This window comes from Frigidibacter sp. ROC022, from assembly GCF_024723735.1.
In the GTDB taxonomy this organism is placed as follows: domain Bacteria; phylum Pseudomonadota; class Alphaproteobacteria; order Rhodobacterales; family Rhodobacteraceae; genus SLM-1.
Map to the genome: position 1 here is coordinate 389,446 of NZ_JANQDU010000001.1, position 17,442 is coordinate 406,887.

Annotated in this window: 21 protein-coding genes; 8 read left to right on the forward strand and 13 right to left on the reverse strand. The window is 66.9% G+C overall.

Features of this window, described 5'->3' with window-relative positions; genetic code table 11:
• Window positions 1–16 precede the first annotated feature (16 nt).
• The gene (gene metG / locus NUW50_RS01820; RefSeq protein WP_258287346.1) at window positions 17–1,747 is read right to left on the reverse strand and encodes a methionine--tRNA ligase; all 1,731 of its coding nucleotides are present in this window, start codon (window positions 1,745–1,747) and stop codon (window positions 17–19) included.
• A 158-nt stretch (window positions 1,748–1,905) separates the two neighbouring features.
• Here metG and NUW50_RS01825 point away from each other — a divergent pair, with 158 nt between their 5' ends.
• The 3 genes from NUW50_RS01825 to NUW50_RS01835 all read left to right on the forward strand — a co-directional run bounded on the left by NUW50_RS01825 (window position 1,906) and on the right by NUW50_RS01835 (window position 4,881).
• Complete coding sequence (locus NUW50_RS01825) at window positions 1,906–2,532, forward strand: DUF1007 family protein (protein ID WP_258287347.1); 627 nt, start codon at window positions 1,906–1,908, stop codon at window positions 2,530–2,532.
• Window positions 2,517–3,428, forward strand: coding sequence for a nickel/cobalt transporter (locus NUW50_RS01830; protein ID WP_258287348.1), 912 nt, complete (start codon window positions 2,517–2,519; stop codon window positions 3,426–3,428). The genes NUW50_RS01825 and NUW50_RS01830 overlap by 16 nt, the downstream gene beginning before the upstream one ends.
• 61 nt (window positions 3,429–3,489) lie before the next feature.
• Window positions 3,490–4,881, forward strand: coding sequence for an MATE family efflux transporter (locus NUW50_RS01835; RefSeq protein WP_258287349.1), 1,392 nt, complete (start codon window positions 3,490–3,492; stop codon window positions 4,879–4,881).
• 10 nt (window positions 4,882–4,891) lie between these two features.
• On the opposite strand, the gene NUW50_RS01840 is transcribed toward NUW50_RS01835, so the two are convergent.
• Window positions 4,892–5,311 (reverse strand): hypothetical protein, encoded by a 420-nt coding sequence (locus NUW50_RS01840; RefSeq protein WP_258287350.1) that lies wholly within the window; start codon window positions 5,309–5,311, stop codon window positions 4,892–4,894.
• A 10-nt stretch (window positions 5,312–5,321) separates the two neighbouring features.
• Window positions 5,322–6,524: a pyridoxal phosphate-dependent aminotransferase gene (locus tag NUW50_RS01845; protein ID WP_258287351.1), complete on the reverse strand. Its 1,203-nt coding sequence runs from the start codon at window positions 6,522–6,524 to the stop codon at window positions 5,322–5,324.
• Between the two features lie 128 nt (window positions 6,525–6,652).
• Between NUW50_RS01845 and NUW50_RS01850 the strand changes: the two genes are divergently transcribed.
• The 3 genes from NUW50_RS01850 to NUW50_RS01860 all read left to right on the forward strand — a co-directional run bounded on the left by NUW50_RS01850 (window position 6,653) and on the right by NUW50_RS01860 (window position 7,972).
• Window positions 6,653–7,045 carry a helix-turn-helix domain-containing protein gene (locus NUW50_RS01850; RefSeq protein WP_258287352.1) on the forward strand — a complete coding sequence of 131 codons (393 nt, stop codon included), beginning with the start codon at window positions 6,653–6,655 and terminating at the stop codon, window positions 7,043–7,045.
• Window positions 7,042–7,344 (forward strand): FAD assembly factor SdhE, encoded by a 303-nt coding sequence (locus tag NUW50_RS01855; protein ID WP_258287353.1) that lies wholly within the window; start codon window positions 7,042–7,044, stop codon window positions 7,342–7,344. Before NUW50_RS01850 ends, NUW50_RS01855 begins: the two co-directional genes overlap by 4 nt.
• A gap of 118 nt (window positions 7,345–7,462) precedes the next feature.
• The gene (locus NUW50_RS01860) at window positions 7,463–7,972 is read left to right on the forward strand and encodes a MarR family winged helix-turn-helix transcriptional regulator (protein WP_443135068.1); all 510 of its coding nucleotides are present in this window, start codon (window positions 7,463–7,465) and stop codon (window positions 7,970–7,972) included.
• Window positions 7,973–8,039: 67 nt separating this feature from the next.
• On the opposite strand, the gene NUW50_RS01865 is transcribed toward NUW50_RS01860, so the two are convergent.
• From NUW50_RS01865 to NUW50_RS01880, 4 genes are read right to left on the reverse strand one after another with little or no spacing between them, the layout of a single operon-like run.
• On the reverse strand, window positions 8,040–8,468 hold the full coding sequence (locus tag NUW50_RS01865) for a VOC family protein (protein ID WP_258287354.1): 429 nt from the start codon (window positions 8,466–8,468) through the stop codon (window positions 8,040–8,042).
• Window positions 8,465–9,367: a DUF817 domain-containing protein gene (locus NUW50_RS01870; protein ID WP_338001339.1), complete on the reverse strand. Its 903-nt coding sequence runs from the start codon at window positions 9,365–9,367 to the stop codon at window positions 8,465–8,467. Before NUW50_RS01870 ends, NUW50_RS01865 begins: the two co-directional genes overlap by 4 nt.
• Complete coding sequence (locus NUW50_RS01875) at window positions 9,364–10,728, reverse strand: surface lipoprotein assembly modifier (RefSeq protein ID WP_258287355.1); 1,365 nt, start codon at window positions 10,726–10,728, stop codon at window positions 9,364–9,366. Before NUW50_RS01875 ends, NUW50_RS01870 begins: the two co-directional genes overlap by 4 nt.
• The gene (locus NUW50_RS01880) at window positions 10,725–11,591 is read right to left on the reverse strand and encodes a hypothetical protein (RefSeq protein ID WP_258287356.1); all 867 of its coding nucleotides are present in this window, start codon (window positions 11,589–11,591) and stop codon (window positions 10,725–10,727) included. Before NUW50_RS01880 ends, NUW50_RS01875 begins: the two co-directional genes overlap by 4 nt.
• A gap of 211 nt (window positions 11,592–11,802) precedes the next feature.
• Here NUW50_RS01880 and thyX point away from each other — a divergent pair, with 211 nt between their 5' ends.
• Complete coding sequence (thyX, locus tag NUW50_RS01885; RefSeq protein ID WP_258287357.1) at window positions 11,803–12,723, forward strand: FAD-dependent thymidylate synthase; 921 nt, start codon at window positions 11,803–11,805, stop codon at window positions 12,721–12,723.
• 587 nt (window positions 12,724–13,310) lie between these two features.
• Here thyX and NUW50_RS01890 read toward each other — a convergent pair.
• The gene (locus NUW50_RS01890) at window positions 13,311–13,955 is read right to left on the reverse strand and encodes an SGNH/GDSL hydrolase family protein (RefSeq protein WP_258287358.1); all 645 of its coding nucleotides are present in this window, start codon (window positions 13,953–13,955) and stop codon (window positions 13,311–13,313) included.
• Between the two features lie 95 nt (window positions 13,956–14,050).
• Window positions 14,051–14,257 (reverse strand): cold-shock protein, encoded by a 207-nt coding sequence (locus NUW50_RS01895; RefSeq protein WP_258287359.1) that lies wholly within the window; start codon window positions 14,255–14,257, stop codon window positions 14,051–14,053.
• A gap of 198 nt (window positions 14,258–14,455) precedes the next feature.
• Between NUW50_RS01895 and NUW50_RS01900 the strand changes: the two genes are divergently transcribed.
• Window positions 14,456–14,788, forward strand: a complete 333-nt coding sequence (locus tag NUW50_RS01900) for an arsenate reductase family protein (protein ID WP_258287360.1) — start codon at window positions 14,456–14,458, stop codon at window positions 14,786–14,788.
• Here NUW50_RS01900 and NUW50_RS01905 read toward each other — a convergent pair.
• The 4 genes from NUW50_RS01905 to NUW50_RS01920 are packed head-to-tail and all read right to left on the reverse strand — an operon-like array spanning window position 14,768 to window position 17,332.
• Window positions 14,768–15,316, reverse strand: a complete 549-nt coding sequence (locus NUW50_RS01905; protein ID WP_258287361.1) for a hypothetical protein — start codon at window positions 15,314–15,316, stop codon at window positions 14,768–14,770. The two genes, NUW50_RS01900 and NUW50_RS01905, sit on opposite strands and share 21 nt — an antisense overlap.
• Entirely contained in the window at window positions 15,291–16,106 is an 816-nt protein-coding gene (locus NUW50_RS01910) for an HvfC/BufC N-terminal domain-containing protein (protein ID WP_258287362.1), read from the reverse strand. Before NUW50_RS01910 ends, NUW50_RS01905 begins: the two co-directional genes overlap by 26 nt.
• Window positions 16,103–16,972 carry an MNIO family bufferin maturase gene (bufB, locus tag NUW50_RS01915; RefSeq protein ID WP_258287363.1) on the reverse strand — a complete coding sequence of 290 codons (870 nt, stop codon included), beginning with the start codon at window positions 16,970–16,972 and terminating at the stop codon, window positions 16,103–16,105. The genes NUW50_RS01910 and bufB overlap by 4 nt, the downstream gene beginning before the upstream one ends.
• Window positions 16,973–17,032: 60 nt before the next feature.
• Window positions 17,033–17,332, reverse strand: a complete 300-nt coding sequence (locus tag NUW50_RS01920; RefSeq protein WP_258287364.1) for a BufA1 family periplasmic bufferin-type metallophore — start codon at window positions 17,330–17,332, stop codon at window positions 17,033–17,035.
• Between the last annotated feature and the right edge of the window lie 110 nt (window positions 17,333–17,442).

Here is a 17,442-nt window from a genome sequence, read left to right on the forward strand (position 1 = left end):
CCTCCGGCCCCGGCGCTCAGCTTCTGATTCCCGCAAAGCGCTTCTGCCACTCTTCGCGTTCCTCGTCCGAGATCTTGGCGAACAGCACCTCGGGCGTGGTGAAGGCATGGCCGGGCTTCAGCCGCTCCAGCGCCGCACCGACATCGTCGGGCCAGGGCGCACCGGCATCGTCCATCGCGTCGAGCATCTTGGCCGCGGCATCGGGGATGAACGGCGCCGACAGCACCGCGTAGAGGCTGATCAGGTTCAGCGACAGCCGCACCATGGCGGCGGCGGCCTCGGGATCGCTCTTGTAAACCGTCCAGGGCGCGGCATTCTGCAGATACTCGTTGCCCGTCACCCAGATCGCCCGCAACTCCTGCGCCGACTTGCGCACCTCGATGGCTTCCATTGCCGCCTGATAGGCCGCGATCCGTTCGCCCAGGTCGGCAATCAGCGCCTCTTCGCGCGGGCCGAGGCTGCCGCCTTCGGGCACCGTCTCGCCGAATTTCGAGCGGCAGAACTTGGTGACGCGGCTGACGAAATTGCCCAGCACATCGGCCAGGTCCTTGTTCACCGAAGCCTGGAAATTCTCCCAGGTGAACTCGGCGTCCGAGGTCTCGGGGGCATGGCTCAGCAGCCACCAGCGCCAGTAATCCGCCGGCAGGATCGAAAGCGCCTGATCCATGAACACGCCGCGCCCCTGCGAGGTCGAGAACTGGCCGCCGTCATAGGTCAGGTAATTGAACGACTTGATGTAATCGACCAGCTTCCAGTCCTCGCCCGGCTGGCTGTTGGCGCCCAGGATCGTCGCCGGGAAGCTGAGGGTGTGGAAAGGCACGTTGTCCTTACCCATGAATTGCACATAGCGAACATCATGGGCGCCATGTTCGGTCCGCCACCAGCGTTCCCATGCACTATCCGGCTCACCATTGGCATCGGCCCATTCCTTGGCGCAGGCGATGTATTCGATCGGCGCGTCGAACCAGACATAGAAGACCTTGCCCTCCATGCCGGGCCAGGGCTCCTCGCCGCGCTGCACCGGCACGCCCCAGTCGAGGTCGCGGGTGATGCCGCGATCCTGCAGCCCGTCGCCGTCGGTCAGCCATTTCCGCGCGATCGAGGTGGTCAGCACCGGCCAGTCGGTCTTCGAATCGATCCAGGCCAGCAACTCGTCCTTCAGCGCCGACTGGCGCAGGTAGAGATGCTTGGTCTCGCGCACTTCCAGATCGGTGGAACCGGAAATCGCCGAACGCGGGTCGATCAGGTCGGTCGGGTCGAGCTGCTTGGTGCAGTTCTCGCACTGGTCGCCACGCGCCTTGTCATAGCCGCAGTTCGGGCAGGTGCCTTCGATGTAGCGATCCGGCAGGAACCGGCCGTCGGCCACCGAATAGACCTGTTTCTCGGACTGCTCGCGGATCAGCCCGGCATCGGCCAGCTTGCCGGCGAAATGCTGGGTCAGGTGCCGGTTCTGCGGGCTGGAGGAACGGCCGAACTTGTCGAAGGACAGCCGGAAGCCCGCCGCGATCCTGGCCTGCACCTCGTGCATCTCGGCGCAGTATTCCGCCACCGGCTTGCCGGCCTTGGCGGCGGCCAGCTCGGCCGGGGTGCCATGTTCGTCGGTGGCGCAGAGGAACAGGACCTCGTGCCCGCGGCCCCGCATGTAGCGGGCATAGAGGTCGGCGGGCAGCTGACTGCCGACCAGGTTGCCCAGATGTTTGATCCCGTTGATGTAGGGGATCGCAGAGGTGATCAGAATGCGCGACATCGGCCTGTTCCGTAAAGCGTTGGCCCCATGTATCGCCCATGCGCCCGCAACGCCAGTGGGCAAGAACCTGCAGATGCCGCCGGGCGCTCCTTGCGGCCTGTCCCGGCACGCCCTAGCCTGCGCCCATGTTTCGGCGCCCGGCAGTCCTGCTTTCCCTGTTGACCTTCCTGTGCGTCCAGCCGGCGGCGGCGCATCCGCATATCTTCATCGACGCCGGCCTGAAGTTCCAGTTCGACGACCAAGGAATGCTGACGGCGGTGCGGGTCAACTGGATCTATGACGAGCTCTATACCCTGATGCTGATCGAGGATCTGGATCTCGATCCGGATGGCGATGGAGAGCTGACCCCTGAAGAGATCGCGGTTCTGGCCCGGCAGGACGCCGACTGGCCGCCGGATTACGAAGGCGATCTCTACGGCACCGCCGATGGCCGGCCGATCGCGCTCGGGCCGCCGCGAAGCTTCGGGCTCGACTATGTCGATGGCCGGATCATCTCGACCCATCTGCGGCCGCTGGCAAAGCCCATCGATCCGGTGGCCCATGCGGTGATCTTCAAGACCTACGATCCGTTCTTCTACGCTGCCTTCGACGTGACGCTGCCGGTAGAGACCCAGGGCCGCGACTGCACCACCGAGGTGATCGAACCGGATGTGGCGGCGGCCGAGGACAAGCTGGCGGCGCTGATGCAATTCGGCCCGGACGACGGGGCCCTGGTCGAGCAGCAATATCCCCAGGTCGGAGAGGACTTTGCCGACAGCGTGGTGCTGACATGCGCCGGGGACTGATCGCACTGGCCCTGGTCCTCGTGCTTGGCCTGCTGGCGCTGTGGCTGAGCGGCGGCTTCGACCGGCTGGCGCTCTGGACCCTGGCCGAGCAGCGGGCGGCGCAGGGCACGCTGGCCCGCGGATTGCGGGCGCTGCGGGCCGGTCAGCCGGGGGCGCTGACGGCGCTGATGGCGGTGGCCTTCACCTATGGTTTCGTCCATGCGGTCGGGCCGGGCCACGGCAAGATGCTGATCGCGGGCTACGGCGTCGGTCGGCAGGTCGGTGCCGGGCGTCTGGTGGCGATCGCTCTGGCGGCCTCGCTGGCACAGGCGGCGGTGGCGGTGCCCCTGGTGCATGCCGGGATATGGATTCTGGGCTGGGGCCGGACGCAGCTGGCGGATTTCGTCGATGTCGAACTGGCGCAGCTGGGCCAGGCCGCGGTGCTGGCGCTCGGGCTCTGGCTGATCTGGCGCGGGCTGCGGCATCTGGCGCGGCTGGCCGCCGGCCCGGACAAGGCCGCCGCGGGCCACGTCCACGCCCATGCGCACGACCACGCCCATTGCGGCCACGCACATCTGCCCGACGCCCGGGCCATTTCCGAGGCCCGTAGCTGGCGCGAGATCGTCCTGCTGGTGCTGGCCGTGGCAATCCGGCCCTGTTCCGGGGCAGTGCTGATCCTGGTCCTGACCTGGCAGATGGGAATCGCCGGGGCCGGGATCGCGGCGACCTTCGTCATGGGGCTCGGCACGGCCAGCGTGATCGCGCTGATCGCGCTGATGTCGGTCGGCATCCGCGAAGGGGCGCTGGCGGGGCTGGGAGAGAGCCGGGCACTGGCCCTCGCCGTGCCGGTGCTGGAGCTCGCGGTCGGGCTGGTCGTCGCGGGCACCGCGGCGCTGCTTCTGGCCCGGCTGACCTAGGCCGGACCGGGGCGCGATTCCCGCCCTTGCCCCGCCCGTCAATCGGGCCTAATCGGCAGGCATGACCAAGGCTTCGCTCTCCTGGCGCGCGCATGCTGCCGCCCTCCTCGGCCTCGGTGTGCCGATCGTCGGCAGCTATCTGGCCGGCTTCTTCATCCATGTTACCGACACGGTGATGCTCGGCTGGTACGGGGTCAACGACCTGGCCGCCATCGTGCTGGCCGGGACGCTGTGGTTCCTGACCTTCATCCTCGGCTCGGGCTTCGGCACCGCGCTGCCCGCCGTGGTGGCCAATGCGCGCGCCCAGGGAGACGAGGCCCAGGTCCGCCGCGCCACCCGGATGGCGATCTGGCTGACCCTCGGCTACGGCGTGCTGATCTCGCCGCTGTTCCTCTTTGCCGAGCCGTTGCTGCTGGCCATCGGGCAGAAGCCCGAGGTCGCCGCCCTGGCCGCCGACTACCTGCATATCGCGGGCTGGAGCGTGGTGCCCTTCCTGCTCAACAACGTGCTGCGCAGCTATCTCTCGGCACTGGGCCAGCCCTCGGCGGTGCTGGTGGTGACGCTGGTCGGCTTCGTGGTCCATGTGCTGATCAACTGGGTGCTGATCTTCGGCCACTGGGGCGCGCCGGAGCTGGGGATCAGGGGCGCGGCGATCTCGACCCTGATCTCGGATACGCTGATCCTCGTCCTTCTGCTGATCTATGCGACCCGGAAATTCCCGCAATACGATCTTCTGGCCCGGTTCTGGCGCCCCGATCCGCAGGTGATGGCGCGGATCTTCGCCCTCGGCTGGCCGATCTCGCTGCAGATGGTGGCCGAAGTCGGGCTGTTCTCGGCCGCCTCGGTGATGATGGGCTGGATCTCGGCCGAGAGCCTGGCGGCGCATGGCATCGCGCTGCAGCTGACCTCGACCACCTTCATGCTGCATCTGGGCCTGTCCAACGCGGCGACGATCCGGGCCGGGCAGGCGGCGGGGCTGCATGACGGGCGGCTGCTGCGCGACGGGGCGCTGACCGCGGTGGCGCTTTCGGCGCTGATCGCGGCGGTGACCATCGCGGTCTTCCTGTCGATCCCGGGGCAGCTGATCGGCCTGTTCCTCGATCCCGCCGACCCGGCGGCGCCGCAGGTGATCGCGGTCGGGGTCGGCCTCGTGACGATGGCGGCGCTGTTCCAGCTGGCCGATGCCGGGCAGGCGATGGCGATCGGCCTGCTGCGCGGGGTCCAGGACACCAAGGTGCCGATGGTCATCGCCGCCGTGGGCTACTGGGTGATCGGGCTGCCGGTGGCCTATCTGCTGGGCTTCCCCGCCGGCTGGGGCGGCATCGGGGTCTGGACCGGGCTTCTGGTCGGACTCAGCGTGGTCTGGCTGGCGCTGGCCTGGCGGTTCTGGATGGGCCAGGCGCGGCAGGTCGGGGAAGGAACGCAGGGCCGGCCCGGGCCCACGGCGGTCTGAGCGCGGCGGCTCAGCCGTCGCTGCCCTGCTGCTCTTTGATCAGCCGGTCGGCCTTGCGCCGCACCAGGACCGAGCGCAGGTCATGCATCGCCAGCAGCAGCGGATCGGTGATCTCGTCCAGCTGCTCGTCGGTGGCGCGGCTATTGGCCCAATGCGCGGTCAGGTTCAGATAGTCCACGGCGCGGCGGATATCGTCGATGTCGCGCTCGGCCAGAACCCGGCTCCGCTCTTCCATCCAGTCGCGGATCGCGGCCGATTCCTGCGCCGTCAGCTTGTGCCCGCCATGTGGCTTGACCTCGCCGTTCTTGATGTTGACGACCGCGATCTGGTCCATCTCGATGCGCCGCATCCGGTTCTCGGTATCGACCCGGAACACGAATGCGCCATTCTCGCGGACCCGGAAAAAGAACTCCGGCAACTCGCCTGCCATGCACCATCCCCTATTGCAGCGCCGCGCAGAATCCTTGGATGCGGCGGCAGGCCTCTTCCAGGGCCTCGTCCGAGGTAGCGTAGCTGATCCGGAAATTCGGGGAAAGGCCGAAGGCCGCGCCATGCACCACCGCGACCCCGGTTTCTTCCAGCAGGGCGCGGGCAAAGGCCTCGTCATCGGTCAGGACGGCGCCGCCGGCGCTGGTCTTGCCGATGCAGCCGGCAATCGAGGGATAGACATAGAAGGCCCCCTCGGGCCGCGGGCAGGTCACGCCCTGGCACTGGTTCAGCATCGAGACCACTAGGTCGCGGCGGCGCTGGAACAGCCTGCGGTTCGGCTCCAGGAAATCCTGCGGACCGTTCAGCGCCTCGACCGCCGCCCATTGGCTGATCGACGACGGGTTGGTGGTCGATTGCGACTGGATCTTCGCCATCGCCTTGATCAGTTCCACCGGCCCGGCGGCATAGCCGATCCGCCAGCCGGTCATCGCATAGGCCTTGGAGACGCCGTTGCAGGTCAGCGTCCGGTCGTAGAGCCCCGGCTCGACCTCGGCCGGGGTGCAGAACCGGAAATCATCGAACACCAGATGCTCGTACATGTCGTCGGTCATCACCCAGACATGCGGATGCCGCATCAGCACATCGGTCAGCGCCTTCAGCTCGTCGCGGCTGTATCCGGCGCCGGTCGGGTTCGAGGGCGAGTTGAAGATCAGCCATTTCGTCTTTGGCGTGATCGCCGCGTCCAGCTGTTCGGGCGTCATCTTGAACTGCGCCTCGATCGGGCAGGGGACGATCACCGGGGTGCCGCCGCCCAGCAGCACCATGTCGGGATAGCTGACCCAGTAGGGCGCCGGGATGATCACCTCGTCGCCCGGGTTCAGCGTCGCCATCAGCGCATTGAAGAGGATCTGCTTGCCGCCGGTCGCCACCGAGACCTGCTGCGGCCCGTAGCTCAGCCCGTTCTCGCGTTTGAACTTCTCGACGATGGCGGCCTTCAGCTCGGGCATCCCGTCCACATTGGTGTATTTGGTCTTGCCGGCCCGGATCGCCGCAATTGCCGCTTCCTTGATGTTGTCGGGCGTGTCGAAATCCGGCTCTCCGGCGCCCAGCCCGATGATGTCGCGGCCCTCGGCCTTCAGCTCCAGCGTGCGGCTGGTGACGGCGATCGTGGGCGACGGCTTGACCCGCGCCAGCGTGTCGGAGAGGAAGGCCATCGGGGACTCCGGTTTGTGTTTCGCGGCGCCTTGTCTTAGGGTGCCGCACAAACCCGATCAAGCGCATTCGCAGCCGCCCGTGATGGCGTCAGGCCCGCGTGCCCGGGTTTGCGAGAAGAGAGGCTCCGATGACCGAAGACTGGTATTCCGACAACACCGCGACCTTTGGCGACCGGGTGACCGCCGCCCGCGAGGCCGCCAACCTGACGACCGCTGACCTGGCGCGCCGGCTGGGTGTTCGCGACACCACCGTTCAGGCCTGGGAGAACGATCAGGCCGATCCCCGCGCCAACCGGGTGCAGATGCTGGCCGGGGTGCTGAATGTCTCGCTGATGTGGATTCTCACCGGCGAGGGGCCGGGGGTGGCCCCGCCCAGGGAAGAGGCCGAGCCCGAACGCCCGCAGGGTCTGGACGAATTGCGGGCCGAGATCCGTGCCCTGCGCCGCGACCTGCTGCGCAGCGCCGAAAGGGCCGGCCGGCTCGACCGGCAGCTGGCCCGCGCATTCGGACAGCCTGCATGAGCGCCCCGGCCAACGCCGAGACCCCCGAGGTGCGGCTGAAACGGCTCAAACTGCGCTCGATCCGCCGCGGCATCCGCGAGATGGACCTGCTGCTGGGCGCCTTCGCTGCCGATGGGCTCGACGCGCTCGACCCGGATGGGCTCGACGCCTACGAAACCCTACTGGCCGAGAACGACCACGACATCCTGGCCTGGATCACCGGCCAGACGGAACCGCCGCCGGCCCTTGCGTCGCTGGTCTCCCGCCTGGCCGAACAGGCCCGCGCCGCCGCCAACCCCGAGCGGTTCCGGATGCTCTGACCCGAGCGTTGCGCCGCCAGCCCGGCCGCCGCCCGCCCGATGCATCGCCTTTTAACCGGATGTTCGGTGTTTTCCGCGATTGTCCCTTCTGAAGACGGGACAGTCATTGGAGACATGGATGAGCATGCTATCGCGCATCGACGGAACGGCCGGATCGGGGCAGAACACCGACTACATGGCAAAATACCTCGATACCCTTGGATTGGTCGAGCGGTTGCACCGGCTCCTCCTGGATGTGGTCAAGGACGAGTTCGAGCGGTTGGGGATCATCGAGATCAACCCGGTCCAGGGCCTTCTGCTGTTCAACATCGGCGAAAACGAAGTCACCGCGGGCGAGCTGAAGAGCCGCGGCTACTACCAGGGCTCCAATGTCAGCTACAATCTCAAGAAGCTGGTCGAGCTGGACTACATGCACCATCAGCGCTGCGACGTCGATCGCCGCTCGGTCCGGGTCCGGTTGACCCAGAAGGGCCGCGACACCCGGGCCCGGCTGGGCGATCTGTTCGGCCGCCATGCCGCCGGACTGGAACAGCGCGGCACGCTCGACTATCCGGGGCTGCTGGAAATCAACGGCTCGCTACGCCGGGTGGAACGCTACTGGGCCGACCAGATCCGCCATATCTACTAGGGCAGGGCAGCCGGACCGGCGCGGCCGGCCCTTGCGCAAAATGGGCCGGCCGTCCTGTCGGGGTCTCTTACCAGTGCCCGGTATTGGGCATCGAGGCCCAGGGCTCGGCCGGCGCCAGCGCCTCGCCTTCCTGCAACAGTTCGATCGAGATGTTGTCGGGCGAACGGACAAAGGCCATGTGCCCGTCCCGCGGCGGCCGGTTGATCGTCACCCCCGCCGCCTGCAGTTTGGCGCAGAGCCCGTAGATGTCATCGACCCGATAGGCCAGATGGCCGAAATGCCGGCTGTCCGAAGGCAGGCCCTCGTCGCCGTCCCAGTTGTAGGTCAGCTCCACCGGGCATTCCGGCTGATCCGGCGGCGCCATGAACAGCAGGGTGAACCGGCCCTTGTCATTGTCGATGCGGCGAGTCTCCACCAGGCCCAGCAGCTCGAAGAAGGCCTTCGTCGCCTCCAGGTCCTTCACCCGAACCATCGTGTGCAGATATTTGATCGTCATGCAGCGGTCTCCTTTTCCGGCTGGTCTGCGCCAGGCATCCACCGCGCCTCGGGGCGCAGCGGAACCGGCGACAACATGTCTCGCGTCACCAGGGTGACGGTCGCGAAGGCAACATAGAGCAGAAGATACCAACTGCCCATCTTGGCGAAGCTGACCATATGCCACTGCGTCTCATCGGTCAGGGCATAGACCCAGGTGCCGGTCAGGGTGCCGATGTTCTCGGCGATCCAGAGGAAGAAGGACGACAGCAGCGCCGCGACCGGCAGTGGCATCCAGTAGGGATGTCGGTGCACATAGAACCAGATTCTCGTGCGCAGGAAGACCAGCGCCGTGGCTGCGAACAGCGCCAGCCGGATGTCGGGCAGATAGTGATGCGCGAAGAAATTGACATAGATCGCGACGGCCAGCGTCGCCACCTGCCAATAGGGCGGAAACGGCGCGAAACGCATCTCGAATATCCGCATCACCCGGGCCATGTAGCTGCCGACCGAGGCATACATGAAGCCCGAGAACAGCGGCACGCCCAGCAGTTTCAGCATCCCCGGCTCGGGATAGGCCCAGCTTCCGGCCCGGATCTTGAAGATCTCCATCGCGGTGCCGGTCAGATGGAACAGCAGGATCACCCGCGCCTCGGCCAGGGTCTCGAGCCGGGCCCACAGGAACAGCACCTGCAGGCCGATCGCATAGAGCACCAGCGCATCATAGCGCGCCACCGGCCAGCCCGGCTGCCACAGCGCCTTGCTGGCCAGAAGCCCGACCAGCAGCAGGATGCCGAACAGCGCCGCCCAGCCCTGTTTCAGCACGAACATGACGAACTCGGCCGCCCAGCCCGGCAACCGCCCCCGCGCCCAGTCGCCCAGACGGCGCTCGATGGCGCGTGTATTCGGGGCGGTGGTCAAAAGCTCGACTGCAATCCGACCCGGAGGCCCAGATCATTGCGATCATAGAGGTCGTCATTTGACTCGGTCCGGTTCAGCAGGACATCAAACCGCGGCGAAAAGCCGAAATACTGGATCTCGGTAAGAACCGCCGACACCCCCAGGCTGTATTCGTGGTCGAGCCGGGCGCCCGCGGTGAAGACCGAGGTTGGGAACCGACGCCCGCCGACCGCGGCATTCAGCCCGAACTGCACGCCCATCACCGGTTTCGCGAAGTCGTAGTCAAGCCGCAGCGTGACGCCGTCATTGGCGATCGAGGCGGCCGCCGAGTCCGTGTGGGCCAGTGTCAGCTCGCCGTGCAGGACACCGCCGGCCTCGAACTTCCGGGTCGCACCGAGACCCAGCGTATAGATATCGGCCGAGCGCAAGGTCTGATCCAGCCGCCATTGCCGCTCGACGCCGAAGGTGAGCTTGAGCTTGGCCACGGGGCTGACGGGCTTGAAATAGTCCAGGCTGAAGGCAAGGCTGTTCATCAGCGGTGCGCCCCCGTAGTGGGTGCGCGCGCCGACAAGGCCGATGCTCAACCCGCCGTCCCGCCCGACCCGGCGGTCGTGGCTGAGGCCCAGTTGAAACTGTGTATAGGCATAGTCCGACCCCTTCGCATCTGGGGCCAGGTCCTGCGCTTCGCGGGTCAGGGTATAGGTCCGGCCGTAGAGCGAGGTGGTCAGCCGCGTCGCATGGCGCGCATCGCCATCCAGCAGGTAGCGCAGCCGGACTCCGGCCGAATACTCGACCCCCGCCAGCGCCCGGCTTTCTCCCGGCAGGCCGAAGACCAGCCCTCCATAGCTGATCGCGTCGGCGGAACTGCCGCCATTGGCATTCGAGGTCGGACGCACGCCGAAGGTCAGCGACAGTTGCATCGGCGACTGGGCCCGGACCCGGCGAAAGCTCTTGGCGACGGCAGCTTCCTGCCGCTCGGTCTCGGCCAGCGAAGCGGCCCGACGCAACCAGAACTGCGACCGCAGGGGATGTTCGGCGACATTCTCGGCGCCGGCCCGCAGGAAGGCCGCATTGAACCGTTGCAGCCGGTTCGGAGCATGCCGGAACGCCCGTGCCGCCGCGCGTATGCCCTGGTCGGCCCGGCCCAGAGCGGGCGCCGCCCGTGCCAGCGCCAGCAGGGCCGGCACGTCGTTCGGGTCGCGCTCCAGCAGCACCCTTGCCAGGTCGTAGGCCAGCCGAAAATCGCCCCGCAGCGAGGCTTGCAACGCAATCGCGCGCGCCTGATCCGGAGTCAGATCCTCGGCGCGCGCCGGTGCCGCGAACAGCGCCAGCAGCAGGATCAGGGCCGCAATCGGGCGGACAGCCGCCCGCCTTGGACTCATGGCGAGATGAAGCCAGTCTGATCGGCGATGAACGCCCCGCGCTCCATCACTTGCAGGCCGCTGTCGTCATCGGCGCTGGTGATGACCACCACCCCGGCGACCTGGCCCTCGAGCCCCGCGCCGACCGTCCCGCCGAAGATGCCTTCCAGCGTGCCGGTGCCGCCGGTCGAACTGTCCGGGAAGACCTCGACCACGTCGGTCGCGTTGATCTTGATGCCGTCGTGGTCGGTCGTCGAGCCGGACAGGTAGGGCAGGTCGCCGATCAGGTTGCCGTTGCTGTCGAAGGCCTGCCGGTCAACCACCAGCACGTCAATCGCGCCCACCACGTCGAAATCGTCGAAATCCATCCGCAGCTTCACCACGCCGGTCGAGCTTCCCATCTCGGTCGAGTCGCCCTCATAGACCCGCAGCCCGGCATAGGGACCCTCAAAGGTCGCCTCGCCCTGGTTCGGCAGGGTCGCACCCGTCGAGGTGTACATCGTCCCGCCATAGCCGAAATTGATGTAGCCGTCGGTCGCGACAACTCCGGCCGAGACCTTGTCGGCCAGGCTGGCTGAGAACAGCGCAACGTAGTCCTCGTCGCCGGCCGAGTTCCGGTAGCCGCGGAATCCGTTCCGGTCCAGAGTCACGTCGCGTACATAGGTGCCATCGAGGTCAAACGGCAGGTTGTTGATCGAGACCACGTCGGTGGAGGGATTGTAGGTGAACCGGTTCACCTCGCCCGAACAGGTGGTGTTGCCGTCGCAGGTGGAGCTGCCGCCGCCGCCGCCGTCGTCTTCGGTCACGCTGAACAACGGATTGGTCCCGTCGCCGCAGGCGCTCAAGGCCAGCGCCAGCGGTAGGATGATTGCCGCCCTCTTCATGTCAACACCTGCCATTGGTCTGTTTTCTTTGCGGCCAGCGTCCCTGATCTCACGGTATCGTGTCAACTGCCGCCGCGTTTTCGCCGACGGGGGACCCTGTGACTGATGCCGGAAAGCCCCGCTTTGCGGCAGCCCCCGATCTGGTCGATTGCCGCCCCCTGACCGCTATATATAGTGGTTTTTGATTCGAGATACCCCAGAGGAGCCCGTCATGCCATTGTCCCCCGAGCAAGAGGCCGAGATTGCCCAGCAGCGCGCCACCCCGGTGCCGACGCTTCGCGCGGTCTCGCCGGGGCTCGAGGCGCGGCTCTACACCGCGCAGCCGGTGCTCGATCACGGTTTCGTCCGGGTCATCGACTACATGGGCGACGATGCCGCGATCTGCCAGGCGGCGCGGGTCAGCTATGGCCGCGGCACCAAGGCGGTCTCGAATGACGAGGGGCTGATCCGCTACCTGATGCGGCACTGGCACTCGACCCCGTTCGAGATGTGCGAGATCAAGCTGCACGTCAAGCTGCCGGTCTTCGTCGCCCGGCAGTGGATCCGGCACCGGACCGCCAATGTGAACGAATATTCGGCCCGCTATTCGATCCTCGACCGCGAATTCTACATCCCCGAGGCTTCGGCCCTGGCGGCGCAGTCGCGGCAGAACAACCAGGGCCGGGGCGAGTCCCTGGGCCCGGAAGAGGCGGCGCGGGTGCTCGACTGGCTCAAGGCCGATGCCGGGCGGGCCTATGACCATTACGAGGCGATGATCTCGGACACCGCCCCGGACGGCAGCCCGCAGCAGGGTCTGGCGCGCGAGCTGGCGCGGATGAACCTGCCGGCCAATATCTATACGCAATGGTACTGGAAGGTCGATCTGCACAACCTGTTCCATTTCCTGCGGCTGCGCGCCGATGCCCATGCGCAATGGGAAATCCGGGTCTATGCCGAGGCGATCTGCGAGATGGTCCGCGACTGGGTCCCCGCCGCCTATGCCGCCTTCGAGGATTACCGCCTCGGCGGCGCCCAGCTGAGCGCCAAGGCGCTGGACTGCCTGCGCCGGATGCTGAAGGGCGAGGAGGTGACGCAGGAGACCTCGGGCATGAGCAAGGGCGAATGGCGGGAGTTTCAGGGGGTGATCGGGTGAGGGAGGCGCAAGACGGCAGGGAGGTTGGTGCGTGCGAGCACGCACCCTACGGTTACTGGATTATAGATGAGAAGCTTCCGGAATGGCATTCTCATTTGGATGTGGTTGAGTCGAAAATTGGCGGTCACGCAGATATTTCCGCTCGGGCATCTAAAAGGAATCTTGTTGGCAATTGAACAGCGAGCAGAAGTCGTTGGGTGCCCCCGCCAGCCCGGAATCAAGGCGCGCAGCGCCGCCGGGCAGCGCCCGGCCGCCCGCACGGGCGGGCGCTTCTTCTCCCTCGGACCCAGCGGCAAGACCCGATGGGGCGGCGCCATAAATCGCAAGAGCTGACCCGTAGCGGCGCCCACCCGCGGTCGGGCGCGGCCCTCGGTTGCGCCAGGCCAGCCGGAAAGTGGGTGCCGGTCCGGGGATTCCGTAGGGTGCGTGCTCGCACGCACCACACCCCGTCGCTCCCCGGCCAAAGCCCGGCCTGCGTCAACGGAGCATTAACCATAACACCCGTCCGCAGGAGTCTTTAAAGGATTCCAATGCCTTGACCCCCCGTCCCCATGGGGACGCCCGGCCAGGCGGGGCGCGGGCGGCCGCTATTCGCCCGGATCGCGCAGCAGATCGGCGACGGCGCGGCCCAGTTTCCGATGCTCCGGCGCCTCGAAATGCACCCCGTCGATGGCCGAGCTCTCGATCAGCGTCCCGGCGTCGAGAAAGGCCAGGCCGCGGCTCTCGGCCTCGGCCCGGTAGAGCTCGGGCAGCGCCAGCGACTTGGCATGGCCGCCGCGGAACTTCACTTCCAGGGCGCCCTGTTCCAGCACCGGCGGCGGGCAGATCAGCAGGACATCGAAGCCGCCGTGCCGCTCCTGCATCTCGTCCGACAGGCAGATGTCGAGCAGAACCCCGGCATCCGCCGCGACCTGCTCGGGCGAGACATCGAAGACCCGCTTCATATCGTTGGTGCCCAGCATCAGCGTCAGCGCGTCGATCGGCCCGTGGCTCTGCAAGGCGATCATCAGCCCGACCCGCCCGTCCATATGCGGCCCCATCACCGGATCGGGATGCGCCAATGTCCGTCCCGGCAAACCTTCCTCGACCAGCGACCATGCGTCGCCGAGCGCGGCAAGACAGACGCCGGGCCAGCGTTCATCGGGCGGCAAACGACGACCGGGTTCGCCTTCGACCCGGATCGGCAGGGTGCCATAGGTGTTGGAATCGCCGAAGGTCAGCAGTAGCGGCATCGCCGTGCCCCCCTGGTCCCGCAGGACATGGCACGATCCGGGGCGCCGCAGCGCCCCGGATCGCCGGTTTCAGTCAGGACGCGCTTCGCGCCGGTTCAGAGCTTCTGCAACTCGGTCGCAGAGGCGCGGCCGTCGCGGCCCTCGCGCAGCTCGTAGCCGATCTTCATGTTGTCGGCGAGCCCGGTCATCCCGGCACGCTCGACAGCAGAGATATGAACGAAGACATCCTTGCCGCCATCATCCGGCGCAATGAAGCCGTAGCCTTTGGTGGTGTTGAACCATTTTACGGTGCCGGTCGGCATGCCGTCTCTCCTTCGACGTTTCCCGACCGCGAGATTGCGGCGGGGCGGTGCAGCCAGGGCTACTTACGGCTGCTCCGGAAAGGAGCGATGTAAGCGAAGTCTGTTGTCACGCGCCGGTATTATGAGCAGGAATCAATTTTTATCAAGATCTGTTGCGATTGCGCTGGACTTGGGTGAGGAAATGAGCAGGGGAGACTCATGAAGCTGCATGGATTGAAGAGTTGCGACACCGTCCGGAAGGCGCTCAAGGCGCTTCGGGCCGCGGGATTGTCGCCGGAATTCAGGGATTTCCGGGAAGACGCGCCGGATGTGGCCGAGATCGAGCGCTGGTTGCAGGCGCTTGGACCCGGCCTTCTGAACCGGGCCTCGACCACCTGGCGCGGGCTGGACGAGGCCGAAAAAGCCCTGCCGCCGGCCGAGCTGATGGCCCGCCATCCCGCCCTGATCAAGCGGCCCGTGATCGAAGAGGGCGACCGGCTGACCCTGGGCTGGAAGCCTGACGTGCAGGCCCTATGGCTGGGCGCGGCGTAGCAGCCGGTCGGCCGACAGGGGGCCCGAGCCAAGCCAGACCACGATCAGCAGCACCATGATCCACAGCCCGCGCTGATCCCAGATCAGGGCACCGGGATCGCCGTCGAACCAGCGCCCGACCGTCGCGGCATCGGCCATGTGGCCATGAATGTCGGTCAGCGACTGCATCAGGACGAAGCCGATCATGCCGAGCGCCGCCAGCCGTCCGAAGAGACCGATCAGCAGCAGCAGCGGCAGGATGAATTCGGCCAGCATTCCGGCTTCGACCACGGCCCAGTGGAACAGTCCGAGGTTCTGCACGTTGTAGCTGGCGGCCTCGAAGGCCCTGGGGAAGATCTGCGCATAGGCGCCGCTCGCGGGGCGCAGGATGCCCAGCACCCCGTCACCCAGCTTGGTCATCGCCGAGTTCCAGTAATAGATCAGCAGGGTGCCGGCCAGCACCAGCCGCGCCAGGCTCGGCAGCAGGGCCGGGGCGGTGGCGGCAAGGCGCCGGGTCAGGCGGTCATAGGCGGTCAGAAGTTCCAGCATCGTCGGTCCCTTCGGTGATGGACGTCATGGCCTGTGCATCGACCAGGGTCTGCAACAGGGCGGTCAGGTCGAGCTCGGGTCCGGCGGCCTCCAGCGCCACTCCAAAACTCCGGCCCTCGGCCAGGGCCTGCAGGAAACGCGCGGCACCGGGCGCCAGCGGATAGGGTCTGGCGTCATAGCCGGGCCGGGCGACCAGCACGGTTTCGGCCTGCATCTGCGGCTTTGGTCCGTCGGCCATGTTGGCACGCCAGATCGCCAGGATCGGCCAGTCCGAGGCGACGATCCGCACGGCCGGGGCCAGCCCGATCCGCGCCGCCATCAGCCGCTCGGGCGGCAGGGCGCCGAGGGCATCCGTGTCGATGGGCGCGGCATCGGCGGCGTGATAGGCGGCGCGCAGGGCGTTCTCCAACCGGGCGACATCGGGCAGGTAGCCCAGATGCGCGACCGGCGGGAAGCGTTCCAGGAAGCCCGGCATCTCGTCGCCATAGGTTGCCAGCCTGGGGCTTTTCGGCGGATGAATGCGGAGGAACTCGCGCGCCATGGCCCGAAAGAACTCTTCGCCCACCAGCTTGAATATGCAGGGGAAGCTTTGTTCCAGCGCGTCGATCAGTGAAACGGTGACATTGTTGCGATAGACGTCGAAGCGTTTGCCGGCGGGGCGGCCATCGGGGCCGATCAGACCCGGCGGCACCGCGGCGTCAGGGTCCAGAAGCGCGGCGACGAAGCCGGGTTGGCGCTGGCCGGCGGCGGAGAGCGGGCCGGATTTCGGGGGCAGATCGGGAGAGGTCATGCCGTGACCCCGACCCTGTGATCAAGGACGTCCGCCGCAAGACCGGCCTCGGCCCTCAGCGTCGGCCAGTCGGGCACGTCGTTGTCCCATTCGATCAGCGTCGGCAGGGCGCCGGCGCGGGCGATGGTCCGGCCATAGAGCGCCCAGACCGGATCGACCACCGGCCTGGCGTGGCTGTCTATCAGCAGCGGCGCGCCCTGGTCGTCGGTATCGGCGTCATGGCCGCCAAGGTGAATCTCGCCGACCAGGTCCATCGGGAATGCGTCGATATAGGATTCCGGATCGCTTTGCTGGTTGGTGGCCGAGACGAAGACGTTGTTGACGTCGAGCAGCAGGCCGCAGCCGGTGCGCCTGGCGATGCCGGTCAGAAACTCGATCTCGCTCATCTCGGTTTCGGCAAAGGCCAGATAGGTCGAAGGGTTTTCCAGCAGCATCCGGCGTCCGACGCTGTCCTGCACCTGATCGACATGCTCGGCGACCCGGGCCAGCGTCACCTCGGTGTAGGGCAGCGGCAGCAGGTCGTTCAGATAGTGCGAGTCATGGGTGGACCAGGCCAGATGCTCGGAGAAGCTGGCCGGGTTCAGCCAGCCGACAAGATGGCGGAGCCGCGCCAGATGTTCGGCGTCCAGCGGGCCTTCGCCGCCGATCGACAGGCCGACACCATGGACCGAGATCGGGAAACGCTCGGCCAGGTGGCGCAACTGCGCCAGCGGGCGGCCGCCGTCGCCCATGTAGTTCTCGGCATGGATCTCGAGCCAGGCGACGCTGCCGGGGTCCTCGAGGATGTCCTGATAGTGTTGGGGCTTGTAGCCGACGCCGGGCCGCTGAGGCAGGCCGGTCGGCTGGGCAGTCGTGGCGTCGAGCATCGCATGTCCCCCTGCAGGTGGTCTCCGGGGCGCAGGATCGGCGCCCCGGAGCAGAACGGTTCAGCCTTCTTTCGGCATGTCGCGGTCGAGCGGTTCCAGCGAGCCCATGCGCGCCGTGCCGTCCATGCCGGCCGGCAGTTCCATGGTTTCGCAGGTGCCTTTGGCGACCAGTTTCCAGGCATTGCCCTGATAATCGACCTTCGAGGTGCCGGCACAGGTCGTGCCCGGACCCGCGGCGCAGTCGTTTTCGCCGGCCAGGGCAACGCCGTAGCATTTTTCCTGATCCTGGGCGGAAGCGGTATGGGCCGAGACACCGGCCAGAGCTGCGGCAACGGCGGTGATCGCAAGGGTCTTGTTCATGGGTAGTCCTCCAGTTGGGTCGGGGCCAATGTCGGCCGCCGTGCCTGTCCTTTCGCGGTCCCGGGCGATTCCGTTACCGACCTCACGAAAGGGTGAAGGAAATGGCCTAT